The 15,084-nt window shown below is 56.7% G+C and carries 16 protein-coding genes and 1 pseudogene; 11 read left to right on the top strand and 6 right to left on the bottom strand.

Annotated elements, in window-relative coordinates:
- From purM to B3Z49_RS10560, 4 genes are all read left to right on the top strand, one after another.
- The coding region (gene purM / locus B3Z49_RS10545) for a phosphoribosylformylglycinamidine cyclo-ligase (protein ID WP_296990650.1) at window positions 1–741 on the top strand (741 nt) is incomplete at its 5' end.
- Window positions 729–1,403, top strand: a complete 675-nt coding sequence (gene purN, locus B3Z49_RS10550) for a phosphoribosylglycinamide formyltransferase (protein ID WP_296990653.1) — start codon at window positions 729–731, stop codon at window positions 1,401–1,403. The genes purM and purN, both read left to right, overlap by 13 nt.
- A 178-nt stretch (window positions 1,404–1,581) precedes the next feature.
- Window positions 1,582–1,965 (top strand): hypothetical protein, encoded by a 384-nt coding sequence (locus B3Z49_RS10555; RefSeq protein ID WP_296990654.1) that lies wholly within the window; start codon window positions 1,582–1,584, stop codon window positions 1,963–1,965.
- Between the two features lie 143 nt (window positions 1,966–2,108).
- Window positions 2,109–2,237 carry an aa3-type cytochrome c oxidase subunit IV gene (locus B3Z49_RS10560; RefSeq protein WP_197145299.1) on the top strand — a complete coding sequence of 43 codons (129 nt, stop codon included), beginning with the start codon at window positions 2,109–2,111 and terminating at the stop codon, window positions 2,235–2,237.
- A gap of 54 nt (window positions 2,238–2,291) precedes the next feature.
- Here the strand turns inward: B3Z49_RS10560 and B3Z49_RS10565 are convergent, their stop codons facing one another.
- Window positions 2,292–2,846, bottom strand: a complete 555-nt coding sequence (locus tag B3Z49_RS10565; protein ID WP_296990657.1) for an AAA family ATPase — start codon at window positions 2,844–2,846, stop codon at window positions 2,292–2,294.
- A gap of 332 nt (window positions 2,847–3,178) precedes the next feature.
- Between B3Z49_RS10565 and B3Z49_RS10570 the strand changes: the two genes are divergently transcribed.
- On the top strand, window positions 3,179–3,316 hold the full coding sequence (locus tag B3Z49_RS10570) for an aa3-type cytochrome c oxidase subunit IV (protein WP_114129841.1): 138 nt from the start codon (window positions 3,179–3,181) through the stop codon (window positions 3,314–3,316).
- Window positions 3,317–3,407: 91 nt separating this feature from the next.
- Here B3Z49_RS10570 and ndk read toward each other — a convergent pair whose 3' ends face one another.
- Window positions 3,408–3,830, bottom strand: coding sequence for a nucleoside-diphosphate kinase (gene ndk / locus B3Z49_RS10575; RefSeq protein ID WP_008891250.1), 423 nt, complete (start codon window positions 3,828–3,830; stop codon window positions 3,408–3,410).
- A gap of 427 nt (window positions 3,831–4,257) precedes the next feature.
- Between ndk and B3Z49_RS10580 the strand changes: the two genes are divergently transcribed.
- The 6 genes from B3Z49_RS10580 (at window position 4,258) to B3Z49_RS10605 (ending at window position 11,669) form a co-directional block, all read left to right on the top strand.
- Window positions 4,258–6,165, top strand: coding sequence for an ABC-F family ATP-binding cassette domain-containing protein (locus B3Z49_RS10580; RefSeq protein WP_296990661.1), 1,908 nt, complete (start codon window positions 4,258–4,260; stop codon window positions 6,163–6,165).
- A 248-nt stretch (window positions 6,166–6,413) separates the two neighbouring features.
- Window positions 6,414–6,800, top strand: coding sequence for an ArsR/SmtB family transcription factor (locus B3Z49_RS10585; RefSeq protein ID WP_296990663.1), 387 nt, complete (start codon window positions 6,414–6,416; stop codon window positions 6,798–6,800).
- Complete coding sequence (locus tag B3Z49_RS10590) at window positions 6,800–7,294, top strand: SRPBCC family protein (RefSeq protein WP_296990665.1); 495 nt, start codon at window positions 6,800–6,802, stop codon at window positions 7,292–7,294. Before B3Z49_RS10585 ends, B3Z49_RS10590 begins: the two co-directional genes overlap by 1 nt.
- A 252-nt stretch (window positions 7,295–7,546) precedes the next feature.
- Window positions 7,547–9,196, top strand: coding sequence for an MFS transporter (locus tag B3Z49_RS10595; RefSeq protein ID WP_296990667.1), 1,650 nt, complete (start codon window positions 7,547–7,549; stop codon window positions 9,194–9,196).
- A 93-nt stretch (window positions 9,197–9,289) separates the two neighbouring features.
- The gene (locus tag B3Z49_RS10600; RefSeq protein ID WP_296990669.1) at window positions 9,290–10,018 is read left to right on the top strand and encodes a DUF899 domain-containing protein; all 729 of its coding nucleotides are present in this window, start codon (window positions 9,290–9,292) and stop codon (window positions 10,016–10,018) included.
- A 349-nt stretch (window positions 10,019–10,367) separates the two neighbouring features.
- Window positions 10,368–11,669, top strand: a complete 1,302-nt coding sequence (locus tag B3Z49_RS10605) for a calcium-binding protein (RefSeq protein WP_296990672.1) — start codon at window positions 10,368–10,370, stop codon at window positions 11,667–11,669.
- Between the two features lie 122 nt (window positions 11,670–11,791).
- Here B3Z49_RS10605 and B3Z49_RS10610 read toward each other — a convergent pair whose 3' ends face one another.
- The 4 genes and pseudogenes from B3Z49_RS10610 to B3Z49_RS10625 all read right to left on the bottom strand — a co-directional run bounded on the left by B3Z49_RS10610 (window position 11,792) and on the right by B3Z49_RS10625 (window position 15,064).
- Window positions 11,792–12,592 (bottom strand): MetQ/NlpA family ABC transporter substrate-binding protein, encoded by an 801-nt coding sequence (locus B3Z49_RS10610; RefSeq protein WP_296990674.1) that lies wholly within the window; start codon window positions 12,590–12,592, stop codon window positions 11,792–11,794.
- A gap of 76 nt (window positions 12,593–12,668) precedes the next feature.
- Window positions 12,669–13,328: a methionine ABC transporter permease gene (locus tag B3Z49_RS10615; protein ID WP_008891244.1), complete on the bottom strand. Its 660-nt coding sequence runs from the start codon at window positions 13,326–13,328 to the stop codon at window positions 12,669–12,671.
- 102 nt (window positions 13,329–13,430) lie between these two features.
- Window positions 13,431–14,159, bottom strand: a pseudogene (locus tag B3Z49_RS10620) (methionine ABC transporter ATP-binding protein); the annotation flags it as partial.
- 242 nt (window positions 14,160–14,401) lie between these two features.
- The gene (locus B3Z49_RS10625) at window positions 14,402–15,064 is read right to left on the bottom strand and encodes a TetR/AcrR family transcriptional regulator (RefSeq protein ID WP_296990677.1); all 663 of its coding nucleotides are present in this window, start codon (window positions 15,062–15,064) and stop codon (window positions 14,402–14,404) included.
- Between the last annotated feature and the right edge of the window lie 20 nt (window positions 15,065–15,084).

Consider the following 15,084-nt stretch of genomic DNA (forward strand, 5'->3'; position numbering starts at 1 on the left):
ACCGGCAAGCTGTCGGTCGATAACGCCGCAAGTGTCGTTGCCGGCATTGCCGAGGGCTGCAAACAGGCAGGCTGTGCGCTGATCGGTGGTGAAACCGCCGAAATGCCGGGCATGTATGCTGACGGTGAATATGATCTGGCCGGTTTTGCGGTTGGTGCGGCCGAACGCGGCGAACTGCTTGATGGCTCCAACGTTGCCGAGGGCGACGTTATCCTTGGCCTCGCGTCAAGTGGCGTTCATTCCAACGGCTATTCGCTGGTGCGCAAGGTCGTCGATATGGCGGGCCTTGGCTACGCCGATCCGGCACCGTTCGCACCGGGCAAAACCGTTGGCGAAGCCCTGCTTGAACCGACCAAGGTTTATGTCAAAAGCTGCCTGGCGGCGCACAAGGCTGGCTTGGTCAAGGCGCTTGCCCACATCACCGGTGGTGGCCTGACCGAAAACGTCCCGCGCGTTCTGCCCGAAAACCTGACCGCTGTGTTTGATGCCAGCACCTGGGAATATCTTCCGGTGTTTAAATGGCTCGCCAAGCAGGGCGGCATTCCGGCCACCGAAATGGCACGTACCTTTAACTGCGGTATTGGCATGTGCGTTGTTGTTCCGGCCGACAAAGCTGATGAAGCCGAAGCCATCCTGCGCGAAAACGGCGAAACCGTCAGCCAGATCGGTGTCATCGGCCCGCGTGCTGGCGATGGCCCGCAGGTCGTGATCAAAAACATGGCCCGTTCATGGGAAAAGTAACCAAGTTGAAGCTCGCCGTTCTGATTTCAGGCGGCGGGTCCAACCTGCAAGCCATCATCGATGCCTGTAATGCGCCCGACTACCCGGCCGAAATCGTGCTGGTCTTTTCCAACCAGCTTGATGCAGGCGGGCTTGAACGCGGCCGCAAGGCTGGCATCCGGTCGGAGGCGATCTCGCACAAGGGTTATCCCGGCGGGCGCGAGGCCTATGACAATGCCGTCAGCACCCTGATCGAAGAAAGCGGTGCCGACCTTGTCGTTTTGGCCGGTTACCTGCGTCTGGTCAGTGAAAGCTTTACCGCGCGCTGGAAAGATAAACTGATCAACATCCACCCGTCGCTTCTGCCAAGCTTCAAGGGTCTTGGTGTGCATCAGGCCGCCATTGATGCCGGGGTGAAGTTTGCTGGTTGCACCGTGCATTACGTCGTCCCCGAAGTCGATAGCGGCCCGATCATCGCCCAGGCCGTCGTTCCGGTCCTGCCCGGCGATGATGCAGGCAAACTGGCGCAACGCATCCTCAAACAGGAACACCGCATTTACCCGCAGGTCATCCGCTGGATCGCCGAAGGCCGGGTTTCGGTCGATGCCAAGGGTATCGTAACGGTGGCCGACGCGCCGCAAGCCGATTTCGCTGAAATCAACCCGGCGCTCGAGCCAGGATGAAAGAACCTTTGGCGCTGGTTGCGCAGGTTTCTGAACGCATAAATGGCGGGGCATAATCATGTGCCTCGCCTTTTTCTTGGCCTGCTGCCAGATCCGCAAACCGGGGTCATAATCTTTGCGCATTCTGATGCTGTTATGGGATCAACGAATGCCACCACCGCCACGGAACACCGATATCATGACGCGCATCATCCCCGGACTTCTCATCGCCGCCACCCTTTTGGCCACGCTCAACACTCCTGCACTGGCGGATTCCGATCCAGAACTGGAGTCTTACAAGGCCGATATGCAAACGGGTGAAAAGTCCTGGCGGGCGCAAAAATGCGCCGTCTATCAGGAAACCCGGGACGAAATGCTTGATGAAATTCCGCGCGGCGCACTCAGCCCAGAATTTGCCAAGGCCGAAGAAGACTATATCGAAAATGGCTGTGCCGGCCGCGCCTATGCCTGCCCGAAATCCAAGACGGAACTCGACTATGCCAACAAGATGTCATTCGCGATGATGAGCCACGGGCTATCGGGCACCTTCCTGCCCTATGGCTGCAAATCAAGCATCCAGTAACCCCTTGGGATCAAAGGTGAACCACAACAGATGTGAAGTCGGTCAAATGTCTAACATCTATGGTTAATCTGCATCTTGCACTGCATCAACTTCGTGGATATACATTTGAACAATCCCAAAATATCCAATCCAAGGAGGCAAATTTGCAGGGTAACGATTACGAACTGACTGAAACCCATGTCAGCATCTATCACGGCTACACCAACTTCGTGAAATGGGGCACCATCTCGATCATTGCCCTTCTGGTGTTGATGGCAATTTTCCTTCTGTGATTTGCCTGTTGCGAAAAACTAAAAGCTGCCGTTTTCCGGCAGCTTTTTTTATGCTCAAAGCGTATCTGTCTCATAGCGCACGATATTAAACCCCTCGTCGACGCCTGGCGGGACAAAGGCCGCATTGATCTGATGGAACTGGGCATCACTGGCGGCGAACTGATGGCTTCCGGCCCGGTTGCGCACCCGAAGACGGTTGATACAGACATCATCTGCCAGATCGAGATAATGCAACACATGATCGGCCCCGGCATCCTCAAGGATGCCCCGCATCCACCGCCTGAGGCCGACTGTATTGGCCGGAAAATCCAGCACCACCGAAACACCCGCACGCAGCACCATCGCCACATGCGGCCCCATCACGCTGCGCAATTTGTCCGATAGCCGGACATAATCCGCAACCGAGCACATCTGATCACCAAAAAGCGTCGAGAGCCATTCATCCTCGGCAATCAGAACCGTGTCGGGCTTGCGCGCCAGTTCTGCGGCAAGGGTTGATTTACCCGCGGCAATCTTGCCACACAGCAAATGAAGGGTGCCGACCTTGGCACCGTCTTGCGGCATCAAGGATCGATCACGTGGTTGTAACGCTGATAAGGGCTTGGTCATTGTCATCTCCCGGATTGCACATCGCTGGTCTGGCCGGGAGACAGCCACAAAAAAACCCGCCTCGCCGGCGGGTGGGTCTCATTTGGTCAAAACGTCGCTACCCCGCCACTCTATGAGAGGCGGTAAAAATTCGTACCGATTTCTGGGTCACAACGTTTTCCATGCGCAAATACTGCCACACGCGACACCACCTTGTCCATCCGGTTGAACAGATGAAAACAGTCAACAACATCAAAGCAATTCACCCCTGAGTTGATTTGCGCTACCATCGCCTTGTTGTCTTGCGTGATAACAGCAAACCAAACAATGGTCCCAACAACAGGGAGGAAACAATGCAAGGAAGCGATTACGACGAAGGCCTGGTGCACCACCACGAGGAAGGCTGGCACCACTGGACAAAATTCATGCTCTGGAGCGTGATCTCGATCGGGGTTCTCCTGCTGCTGATGGCCGCATTCCTGATCGACTGACCCAATAGATTTCCTAATTTGCCAACAAAAAACGCCCCGCGGATTGCGGGGCGTTTCATGCCGGAAGAACCGGTAATTCGGTATTCTTGGCTTAGCCGACGATTTCGGTCTGAGCGAAGAAATATGCAATTTCGATTGCAGCGTTTTCGAGCGAGTCCGAACCGTGGACCGAGTTCGCTTCGATGGATTCTGCAAACTGTTTGCGGATGGTGCCTTCCTCGGCATTCGCCGGGTTGGTTGCGCCCATTACTTCGCGGTACTTAACGACGGCATCTTCGCCTTCGAGAACCTGGACAACAACCGGGCCAGAGACCATGAAGTCTACCAGCTCGCCAAAGAACGAACGTTCTTTGTGAACTGCATAGAAACCTTCAGCCTGAGCGCGGGTCAAAGCGACGCGCTTCTGTGCGACAATGCGCAGGCCAGCTTCTTCGATGACGGCATTGATTTTGCCAGTCAGGTTGCGGCGCGTTGCGTCCGGCTTGATGATCGAAAGAGTGCGTTCGACAGCCATTGGTTTCACCTAAGCTTTGTAAAAATTCGTTACCCCCAAAGAGGGCCCCCAAGAAGCCCCCCGAGTACAAAGGGCCTGCGGAAGATAAAGGCGGTACCAAAGACCGCCCTTATCATCCACAGACCCGAAGGTTGGCGCTATATAAACGGGGTTGGATCGCAACGCAACACATAGTTCTACCGCTGCAAACCAGACCTGCAGCCGTTGCATTCACCCGTTTCGCCTGCAAAACGCCCCCAAAAGGCATGAAACTGCGATTTAGCGCCGGTTTTGCCCGGATCTGTCATCGAAATCACACTGGCCATGACAATTTGAAGAATCCTTGCGTCAAACACGCTCCTGCCCTATTGAAAGCACAGAAATCCTTGCGATTCCCCCTAAACTGCGCCCAAAGCGCCCGCAAACCAGTTCAAGAGACCAACCCAAAATGCTGCAAATTACCGACCTCACCTATCGCATTGGCGGACGTGTCATTCTTGACCGGGTATCGCTGACCATCCCTGATGGCCACAAGGTCGGCCTGATCGGGCGCAACGGTGCGGGGAAATCGACCCTTCTCAAACTGATCTCGGGCGACCTGCCCGGCGATGGCGGCGATATTGTCCTCTCCAAGCGGGCCCGCATGGGTGTGGTATCGCAAGAAGCCCCGGCAGGTTCGCGATCCCTGCTTGAAACCGTGCTGGCGGCTGATACCGAACGCGCCGATTTGCTGGCAGAGGCCGAAACCACCACCGACCCGCACCGCATTGCCGAGGTCCATACACGCCTGGCCGACATCGAAGCCCATACCGCCGAGGCGCGTGCTGCCGCCATTTTGTCCGGCCTTGGTTTTGACGGCGATGCGCAGCAACGCCCCTGTGATGATTTCTCGGGCGGCTGGCGCATGCGTGTGGCCTTGGCGGCCACCCTTTTCCTGCGCCCGGATCTGCTGCTGCTTGACGAGCCGACCAACCACCTTGATCTTGAAGCCACCATCTGGCTTGAAAACTATCTGATCAACTATCCCGGCACGATCATCCTGATCAGTCACGATCGCGATCTTCTGAACCGGGTGGTCAAATCGATTGCCCATCTGCATGACGGCACGGTGACACTTTATGGCGGCAACTACGATAAATTCGCCAAGACGCGCCGCGAACAGATGGAACTGGCCTCCAAGCATTATGAAAAACAGATCGCCCAGCAAAAGCATCTGCAATCCTTCATCGACCGCTTCCGTGCCAAGGCCAGCAAGGCCAAGCAGGCGCAAAGCCGTGTCAAAATGCTTGAAAAAATGGGCCCGGCCATCCCGGTGGTCGAGGATCGCGGCATCTCCTTTGACTTCCCAAGCCCCAAGGAACTGCCGCCACCCCTGATCAACATCCATGACGGCGATGTCGGCTACGAAGAAGGCAAACCGATCCTGCGCAATATCAGCCTGCGCATTGATATGGATGACCGCATTGCCCTTCTGGGCGCCAATGGTAACGGTAAATCGACCCTGGCAAAGCTTCTGGCCGATCGCTTGCAACTGATGTCAGGTGAAAAGCACGCGTCGAACAAATTGCGCATCGGCTATTTCGCCCAGCACCAGACCGACGAACTGCGCGGTGATGAAACGCCTTATCAGCATATGGCATCCCTGATGCCCGATGTCATCGAACACAAGGTCCGTGCCCAGCTCGGCCGTTTTGCCTTCGAAGGTGCCAAGGGCGACACCAAGGTCAAGGACCTCTCGGGTGGGGAAAAGGCGCGCCTGCTGTTTGCGCTGATGACGCTTGATGCCCCGCATATGCTCATCCTCGATGAGCCGACCAACCACCTTGATATCGACAGCCGCGATGCGCTCAACCATGCGCTCAACGCCTATGAAGGTGCCGTCATCATCATCAGCCACGATCCCTATCTGATCGAAGCCTGCGCGGATCGTCTGGTTCTGGTGGCGGATGGCACGGTCACATCCTTTGACGGCGACGTTGCCGAATACCGCCAGTATCTTCTCGATCGTGCGCGTATGGAACGCCGCGCCAACAAGAACGGCGGCGAAGACGGTAACGGCAACGGCAAACCCGCCAAACGCGACCGCAAGGCCGAACGCCAGCAGGCGGCTGAAAAACGCAAAGTAGCTGCCCCGATCAAGCGCGAAGTCGAGAAGCTTGAAAAGCAGATGGAAAAGCTTTCCGAACGCAAAGCCGGCATCGAAGAAAAAATGGCCGACCCGACCCTTTACGAAGACGCCAACGCCCAAAAACTGGCCGACATCCAAAAGGAACTCGGCCAGATCGAAAACGAACTTGCCATGGTCGAACAGAAATGGCTCGACAAGCTGGAAGAATATGACGCGATGGTGGCGTAAGCCACCACCGCCCACCTATTCCCCGCGCCTTGAAAGCCCGTCATTCCCGCGCAAGCGGAAATCCATCTATGCCATACGCGCCCGCCCGATGACCTCTCCGATTACGGCGCAACGCTCCCTTCCCGCCTGCCTGAAAAACCTGGTCCCACACTTCTCCTGACACCAGCTTGTCAGGAGCGATATGTTTTTATCCCGCCGCAAACAACCCATGATTGACTCAGCCGATTTTTTCTTCAATACTTAACCTCATGGTTAAGTATCAAGAAGCCGAACTGAACGACATTTTTGCCGCCCTCGCCGATCCGACGCGCCGGGCCCTCCTTGCCCGGCTGGAGCAAGACGAAGACGCGCTTTCGGTCAGCGAACTGGCAGAGCCGTTTGATGTGTCATTGCCTGCGGTGATGAAGCATCTCAATGTGCTGTCCGGGGCCGGGCTGATTGCCCGGCAAAAAACCGGGCGCACAGTGCGCGTCCGACTTCAACCCGAAAAGATGGCGCACGCCATGGAATGGCTGAAGCGCTATGAACGGTTCTGGACGGATCGGCTTGATCGGCTGGCCGCCTTTGTCGAGAACGCGGCAAAGAACGAGACATCGACACATCCCGACGCCCCGCAGGATCAGGAGGACCGGTAATGCAACCGCAACCGCAACAGCCCCCGCGAAAGCAAACATCCCCGCAAGACGAAAAACCAAGTCTGACCATCCGGCGGCGTATTGCCGCCCCGCCCGCAATGGTCTTTGCCGCCTGGACCGATCCGCAAAAACTTGCGCAATGGTGGGGACCGCATGAGTGCCAGACGCTGGACGCCACCATTGATGCCCGTGTCGGCGGCACGTTTCGCATCCGCTTCAAGGAACCCGGACCCGATGGTGAAATTCACGATGTCAGCGGCACCTATGACGCGGTCGAAATGGACCAAAAGCTGTCCTTTAGCTGGCAATGGATCACCATGCCAGAACGCAAATCGCACGTCACACTGACCTTTGCGCCGGATGATAACGGCAAGGCCACCATCCTTGTCCTGCATCACGAACAATTCGCCGACGAGGCCGCCCGCGACGGTCACAATGGCGGCTGGAACAGCGCACTGGACAAACTCGAAACCCTCTTCGCGGCGGCCTCATAAAGCCCTTGACCTCAATCACGGTTGAGGCCCGAGCATTGCCGTGAATGGACACCGCAGCACCACCGCTGCACCATAGACTCCCGCCTGCGCGGGAGTGACGAGCATAAAGAACACCCACGGTTCCGTCATGCCCGCAAAGTCTGCCGTCACGAAGGCGGGGGGTGGGCATCCAGACAGCACCGCAAAACAACACACAATAAAATACAAGGCGGCCACGCATACGCCACCACCAAGGAAACACAGGAACAAGACATGAGCGCCCCAAGCCACCTCAAAACTGCCGCGCAAGGCACCGACACCAAGGCGACCCACCGCGAATGGATCGGCCTTCTGGTTCTGGCCCTGCCCTGCCTTTTGATCGCCATGGACATGACCGTCCTGCATCTTGCCGTGCCCCATTTGACCGCAAGCCTCAACCCGACCAGTGACCAGTTGCTGTGGATTGTTGATATCTATGGCTTTTTCATTGCCGGATCGCTGATCACCATGGGCACGCTTGGCGACCGCATCGGGCGGCGCAAGCTTCTGATGATCGGGGCTGCCTGTTTCGGGGCGGCATCGGTTTTGGCCGCCTTTGCCAATACATCGGAAATGCTGATTTTCGCGCGCGGGGTTCTGGGTGTTGCCGGGGCAACGTTGATGCCCTCAACGCTGTCGCTGATCCGCAACATGTTTCTTAATGAAAAGGAACGTTCCTTTGCCATTGCCGCCTGGATGACGACCTTCATGGTCGGCACGGCGGCCGGTCCGTTGCTCGGCGGGCTGGTGCTAAGCTATTTCTGGTGGGGGGCGGTCTTCCTGCTTAATGTGCCGGTGATGGTGCTGCTATTGATTGCTGCACCCGTCCTACTGCCCGAACACAGGGCGGAAAAATTCGGGCGGATCGACCTGCCAAGTGCTGCACTTTCGCTCACCTCGATCCTTGCAATCATTTACGGCGTGAAGGTTATGGCCGCCTATGGCGTTGGCACCGAAGCATTCGCCGCTGTCGTGCTTGGCCTTCTTGGCATGTGGGTGTTCATCCGCCGTCAGCGCAAACTCGACGACCCGCTGCTTGGTCTTGGCCTTTTGTACCAACGGACGATTTCGGTCCCGATTGTCATTCAGACAGCAGCGATCTTTGTCGGGATGGCCTATTTCATGTTCCTGTCCCAGTCGCTGCAACTGGTGATCGGCCTGACGCCAGTTCAGGCCGGCATGGCCATGCTACCCGCCACCGTTTCGGGCATTGTCGGATCGCTCGGGGCCCCAGTTTTGCTGGGCCGGTTTCGCCCCGGCTCGGTCATGACGGGCGCACTTGTCCTGACCGCGTTCGGGTTTGGCCTGCTGTCCCTGCCCGGCGCGGTCGGCAGTCTTTATATTCTTGCCACCGGGGCTGCAATCTTTTCACTGGGGATCACACCGGTTGCAATGATCTGTACCGATATGGTGGTCACGGCCGCCCCGACCGACCGCACCGGATCGGCTGCGGCCATGTCCGAAACCAGTGCCGAGCTGGGCGGGGCATTGGGCATTGCCGTTCTGGGCAGTGTCGGCACGGCGATGTATCGCGACGCCATGCTTGATACCGACCTCCCCGCCAATCTCACAGCCGGGGCGATTGATGCGCTCCGCAGTACGCTGGGTGGTGCCGTCCATGCGCTGGCTGACGCCCGGTCCGGCTTGGCCGGTGACGTCTTGTTACAGGCCCGCACAGCCTTCTCCGACGGCTTGCAGGTGATTTCAATCATCTGTGCGCTTCTGATGGTTTTGTCTGCGATTGGCACCGTCATCGTCTTGCGCAATGCCAAGGCAGAGACCGATGCAGGATCTGACGCCGATTCCAATGACACCCCGGACGGCGATACGGAAATCGACCCTGCCCTGCAACCGGCGGCCTGTGCGGCTGGTCGCATCGACTAAAAACACGAGGCACGGGCACTGCGTCAATCTTGGCGGTGCCCGACACACGGGAAACATTCCCCCCGACGAACCCGACGGAAAAGGAGAACCGATATGACCCGTCCCCAAATCGTCTCCCGCGCAGAATGGCTCGAAGCCCGCAAGGCGCACCTGAAACGTGAAAAAGACCATATGCGTGCGTGGGACCGTCTGTGTGAAGAACGCCGTGCCTTGCCCTGGGTCAAGGTCGACAAGGAGTATGAATTCGACACGCCCACCGGCAAAAAGTCGCTCGGCGATCTGTTTGACGGTCGCAGTCAAATGATCGTTTATCACTTCATGTTCGGCCCCGGCTGGAAAGAAGGCTGTGACGGCTGTTCCTTCCTTGCCGATCATTTTGACGGAGCCAATCTGCATCTGCGTCATCATGACGTGACCCTGATGGTGGTCTCGCGTGCCCCGCTGGCGGAATTTCTGCCCTTCAAGAAACGGATGAACTGGCATTTCCCCTGGGTGTCCTCGCATGGCAGCGATTTCAATTACGATTTTGATGCCTCCTTCCGCCCCGATGATGTCGCGGCGGGCAAGACGACCTACAATTTCGCGCCCTATAGCGGCAAGATGGAAGACTTGCACGGCATCAGCGTGTTTTACCGCGATCCCGACACCAACGAGATTTTCCACACCTATTCATCCTACAGCCGTGGGGGCGATCCGCTGATCGGGGCGCATGCCTTTCTTGATCTCACGCCCTTTGGCCGCAACGAAAACGGCACGATGGATTGGGTGAAGCTGCACGATCAGTATGAAGACCACAAAACTGCGGGCGCATGCTGCTATTGATCGGTACAAACCCCGATAATCCATGACCCGTCGCTCTACGAAGACGCCAACGCCCAAAAACTCGCCGACATCCAGCGGGAACTCGGCCAGATCGAAAACGAACTCGCCATGGTCGAACAGAAATGGCGCGACAAGCAGGAAGAATACGACGCGATGGTGGCCTGACACCCTCGCCTCAATCTGATCAACACACAGGCCCGCAATACATGATTGCGGGCCTGTGTTGTTTCTGCCATTTGCCCAGCACTTCCTCACGGAACAAGCCCGTCGGCAACCAGTCATCAAGTCGCCAAAATTCCAACGCAACCTTGGATTGCCGGGGTAAAGGCACTTCATGCAGGAGTCTGGCATGGTTGACAACATCTATGGAACCGACGGCAACGACACGATTATCGGAACAGAACAGGACGACAGGATATATGGACGCGAGGGCGACGATTATGTCCGCGCGCTTGGCGGCAACGATCACCTGTTTGAGCTGGGGTTTGGTGATGACACGCTTGATGGCGGGGCCGGACATGACGACATCAATGGCAGTGCCGGAAACGATACGCTGTTTGGCGGGCCGGGCAATGACGAACTCAATGGCGGATCGGGTGCTGATGTGATTGATGGCGGCCCCGGTCGCGATGAAATCACCTTCGGCTTTACGCAAGATCCGTCAGGCCAGGGCGTTTACGTCAATCTCACGACCGGCATCGGGTTGGGCGGCGATGCAGAGGGCGACCGATACAGCAATATCGAAGATATCCGTGGTTCAAACCAGGGCGATGTGCTGATCGGTGATGAGGGTGCCAACGCCTTCTACCAAAACTACAATCGCACCGATAACGGCGACGTCATGCAGGGTGTGGGCGGCGATGATACCTTCTATGCCGCGGCCAGCACCGACTTTTCCGAGGACCGCACCAATATCTTTGATGGTGGTGACGGGATTGACACCATCAGCTATATCGCCGGCTGGGGCAATGATGCGCCGTACGGTGAATATGGCCCGCAACCGGTCATTAATCTTGCGACCGGCACAGGCCGCACCGGCGATCATTTCATCAGCATCGAAAATGTCGATGGCAGCAATCAAAGCGACCTGATCATCGGCGATGAAGGCGACAACCGGCTTGTCGGCAATCGCGGAAATGACACCATTTACGGCGGTGATGGCGACGACACCCTGTTTGGCGAAAACCTGTATGGTGAGGCGGGAAACGACACGCTGACGGGCGAAACCCGCGACGTGTCGCTTTATGGCGGCGATGGGCACGATACGCTGCGTTCTGGTCCCGGCGGCAATCCGGCTTTCAGCGACAACCTTTTGTCAGGCGGGGCCGGCAATGACTGGCTCGAAGGCAATAGCAGCAATGACACCTTTGTTTTCGATGCCGAGGCCTCAAGCCGTGACCGGGTTGTCGGGTTTGAAACCGGTGACCGGGACGAAACTGGCAATCATCCCGATACCCTGCTTCTGACAAGCGATCTTCAGGAACGCTCCGGCATCACGGATTTCGAAAGCTTTCTCGATCACACCACCCAGACCGGCGATGATCTCTATGTCGATTTCAGCAATGGCGATCCATGGACATTTGGCGTGATCATCGAAGATACCGACAAGGATGATCTGACCGCCGACAATGTCCTGTTTGCCGATGTCTGATCCGGGCCAACTCAAATCCTCATACAATTGGATTTTGGGTGCGGTCTGACCCGGACATAAAAAAAGTCCCGTAGGACGTGTTTCCTGCGGGACTTTTCAATTATTTTGAATAATCGCGATGATTATTCAGGAAGTTTGAATACCGGCAGGACCGATCCTTCATACTTGGTTTCGATGAATTTACGGACCGCATCATCGTGGTAAGCTTCAACCAGCGTCTTGACCCACGGCTCGTCCTTACGCGCGGTTTGGGTAACAATAACATTGGCATACGGGCTGTCATTGCCTTCGATCGCAATCGAATCCTTGATCGGGTTCAGACCGGCTTCGAGCGCGTAGTTGGTGTTGATCGCCGACGCATCCAGATCATCGAGCGAGCGCGGAAGCTGCGCGGCGTCAAGCTCTACAAAGCTGATATTCTTAGGGTTTTCGATGATATCAAGCGGGCTGACCACAAGGCCCGCTGCCGGATCAACCTTGATCAGGCCATGGGACTGCAGCACCAACAACGCACGACCGCCATTGGTCGGATCGTTCGGAATGCCGACTTCGGCACCGTCTGCCAGCTCATCCAGGCTTTTGATTTTGTTGGAATAAATGCCCATCGGGGTCAGGATGTTATACCCCACCACCGAAAGCTCATACCCGCGATCCTTGATCTGATTATCAAGATACGGCACATGCTGGAAGCTGTTGGCATCGAGATCGCCATCATCAAGCGCCTGGTTCGGAATAACATAATCCGAGAAGCTGACCAGTTCGATGTCCAGACCCTTGGTGGCTGCGACCTTGACGACTTCTTCCATGACTTCTTCATGCGCACCCGGGGTAACGCCGATTTTGATCGCATCGTTGGCCAGTGCCTGACCGGTGAGGGCCGATGCCAGAACGGCAGCCGCCGTCAGTTTAAGGAAAAACCGCATTGTAAAACTCCTTGATTTCATTTGGGTTTGTGCGGGAATTTGAATAATGTGAGCAATCCTCACATTCTGATTTTAATCAGATATTTCGCTTGTCGGCCTTGCGCGCCAGATAGTCGCCAAAGCTTTGCACGACCTGCACGACGACAATCAGCGTGATGACGACGGCGGCCATGACATCCGGGCGGAAACGCTGATAGCCATAACGAATGCCAAGGTCACCAAGCCCGCCGGCACCAACCGCACCGACCATCGCGGAATAGCCAATCAGCGTCACCGCCGTCAGGGTCAGACCATGAATGATGCCCGGCAATGCTTCGGGCAACAGCACCTTGGTCACGACCTGGACCGGGCGCGCGCCCATGGCCTGGGCCGCCTCGATCAGGCCACCATCCACTTCGCGCATGGCACCTTCGATGATCCGCGCAATGAACGGTATGGCCGCGACGGTCAGTGGCACGATGGCGGCAGACGTGCCAATCGAGGTGCCAACGACAAAGCGGGTGAACGGAATGATCGCCACTGCCAGAATGATGAACGGGACCGAGCGGGTTGCGTTGACCAGCGGGCCAAAAACGCGCTGGAACCAGAGGGCTTCAAACAGCTCGCCCCGGCCAGAAGTTGCCAGCAACACACCAAGCGGCAAGCCGAAGGCGGTCGCAATCGTAAGCGATACCGCAACCATATAAAGGGTTTCACCAGTTGCCTGAAGCAGAATGGGTGCAAGGGTTGAAAACATGACTTAGCCCTCCTGCCCGGCGGCGGTACCGCTGGTGGTTGTGTTGGTTTTGGGGGTGCTGTTCGCATCCGATCCGGCGCGGAAATCCATGAATTCATCAGCCAGAAGTGACTGGGTGGTGGCGTGTTTCGGATCAGCAAAGATGCCTTCAACCGCGCCCTCTTCGACAATCACACCAGCATCCATGACGGCAACACGGTCACACAGCGCCTTGACCACTGCCATTTCGTGGGTGATCACCACCATGGTCAGACCAAGGCGTTTGTTGATGTCCTTAAGGAGGGTCAGGATCTGACGGGTGGTTTCCGGATCAAGGGCCGAGGTCACCTCGTCACACAGCAGAACCTTGGGATTTGAAGACAGCGCGCGCGCAATGCCGACACGCTGTTTCTGACCGCCGGACAACTCTGCCGGATAACGATCACGTTTGTCTTCGAGCCCGACGAGGGGCAATAGCGGATCAACCGCCTTGGCGATCTCGGCCTTGGTGGCACCGGCAAGCTCAAGCGGTAGTGCGATATTATCGAACACGGTCCGCGACGACAGAAGGTTGAAATGCTGAAACACCATGCCGAGCTGGCGGCGGAACAGTGGCAAGTCGCGTTTGGAAAGTGTGGTGACATCGGTGCCATCAACCGTGACCGAACCCGAGGTCGGGGTTTCTAGCAGGTTGATGCAGCGGATCAGGGTTGATTTACCTGCACCGGACCGGCCAATAACGCCGACGATTTCGCCAGCAGCGATATCAAGATTGATGCCGCGCAGCGCGACATGTTCGTCGCTGCCGCGCCGGGCTGCGTATGTTTTCTGGACGTTCGAGAGCCGGATCATGGATCCCAACCTTTCCGTAGATACAAAAAAACCGCCACGGCTTTACCGAGGCGGTCGTACATACGGAGCATATACGCCCTCTCGCTTTAGCCGCATTTTTAGCGCGCCCGCAAGCTGAGGAGCAAATCGGCGCGTTCAACACCCCTTGTCTATCTGACCCGGTGTCATTGTTCAATGGCTAAAATCATGCATTTCACGCATGGCATGTATGATTTGCCAATATATTACAGTAATTTATGTGTTTAAAACTGGTTGACCTTTGGGACAAAAAGCAGCTTCAGGAAACTGCGCAGCAGCATGACCTGATCGGCGAGTTTGCGGGGTTCGTTGAGTGCCTTTGACATGACGATCCCGCCTTCGAGCACGGTTGAAATCATGTCGGCGACTTGTTCGAGGTCGACCGGTTCAGTCGTTTGATACTGGCCCGCGATATCATCAAGGATCGCGCGGAACCGGGTGCGCCAGGCCAGAACGGCGTGACGGTTGAGGTCACGGACTTCCTTGTCAAACAACCGTTCCTGATAGCAATAGACCGCAACGATGCAGCCCGGATGACCGTTGGGGAGATCTTCGAGCACCTCGGCCAGCATTTTAAGGGCTGCCAGCAATTGATGCAGCGGATCGTCGACCAGTTCGCGGGCGCGATCAAACACCTGATCGAGGATTTCGTCATCCTGTTCGATATAGCGTTGCAAAAGCGCGCGGGCGAGTTCGTTCTTGTCGGAGAAATGATAGAAAAACCCGCTTTTGGTCAGGCCGGCTTCGCAAATGATTTCCTCGATCGAGGTCGCACCGAACCCCTTTTCCAAAATCGACTGCGATGCGATTTCCAGAATGCGTTCGCGCGTGCGTTCGCCCTTGCGTTTGGGGCCACCGAACGTGTCGGTGATTGTCAGTTTTTCCATCTCAACCCTCGCTTACCCTA

The organism is Thalassospira sp. UBA1131, assembly GCF_002311515.1.
In the GTDB taxonomy this organism is placed as follows: Bacteria; Pseudomonadota; Alphaproteobacteria; order Rhodospirillales; family Thalassospiraceae; genus Thalassospira.

Excerpts from the sequence above, each read along its gene's own strand:
- ndk (WP_008891250.1), bottom strand. The coding sequence starts at position 3,830 with ATGGCTGTCGAACGCACTCTTTCGATCATCAAGCCGGACGCAACGCGC.
- B3Z49_RS10590 (WP_296990665.1), top strand. The coding sequence starts at position 6,800 with ATGCAACCGCAACCGCAACAGCCCCCGCGAAAGCAAACATCCCCGCAA.
- B3Z49_RS10625 (WP_296990677.1), bottom strand. The coding sequence starts at position 15,064 with ATGGAAAAACTGACAATCACCGACACGTTCGGTGGCCCCAAACGCAAG.
- B3Z49_RS10570 (WP_114129841.1), top strand. The coding sequence starts at position 3,179 with ATGCAAGGAAGCGATTACGACGAAGGCCTGGTGCACCACCACGAGGAA.
- B3Z49_RS10555 (WP_296990654.1), top strand. The coding sequence starts at position 1,582 with ATGACGCGCATCATCCCCGGACTTCTCATCGCCGCCACCCTTTTGGCC.
- B3Z49_RS10580 (WP_296990661.1), top strand. The coding sequence starts at position 4,258 with ATGCTGCAAATTACCGACCTCACCTATCGCATTGGCGGACGTGTCATT.
- B3Z49_RS10565 (WP_296990657.1), bottom strand. The coding sequence starts at position 2,846 with ATGACCAAGCCCTTATCAGCGTTACAACCACGTGATCGATCCTTGATG.
- purN (WP_296990653.1), top strand. The coding sequence starts at position 729 with ATGGGAAAAGTAACCAAGTTGAAGCTCGCCGTTCTGATTTCAGGCGGC.
- B3Z49_RS10595 (WP_296990667.1), top strand. The coding sequence starts at position 7,547 with ATGAGCGCCCCAAGCCACCTCAAAACTGCCGCGCAAGGCACCGACACC.
- B3Z49_RS10610 (WP_296990674.1), bottom strand. The coding sequence starts at position 12,592 with ATGCGGTTTTTCCTTAAACTGACGGCGGCTGCCGTTCTGGCATCGGCC.
- B3Z49_RS10615 (WP_008891244.1), bottom strand. The coding sequence starts at position 13,328 with ATGTTTTCAACCCTTGCACCCATTCTGCTTCAGGCAACTGGTGAAACC.
- B3Z49_RS10605 (WP_296990672.1), top strand. The coding sequence starts at position 10,368 with ATGGTTGACAACATCTATGGAACCGACGGCAACGACACGATTATCGGA.
- B3Z49_RS10585 (WP_296990663.1), top strand. The coding sequence starts at position 6,414 with ATGGTTAAGTATCAAGAAGCCGAACTGAACGACATTTTTGCCGCCCTC.
- B3Z49_RS10600 (WP_296990669.1), top strand. The coding sequence starts at position 9,290 with ATGACCCGTCCCCAAATCGTCTCCCGCGCAGAATGGCTCGAAGCCCGC.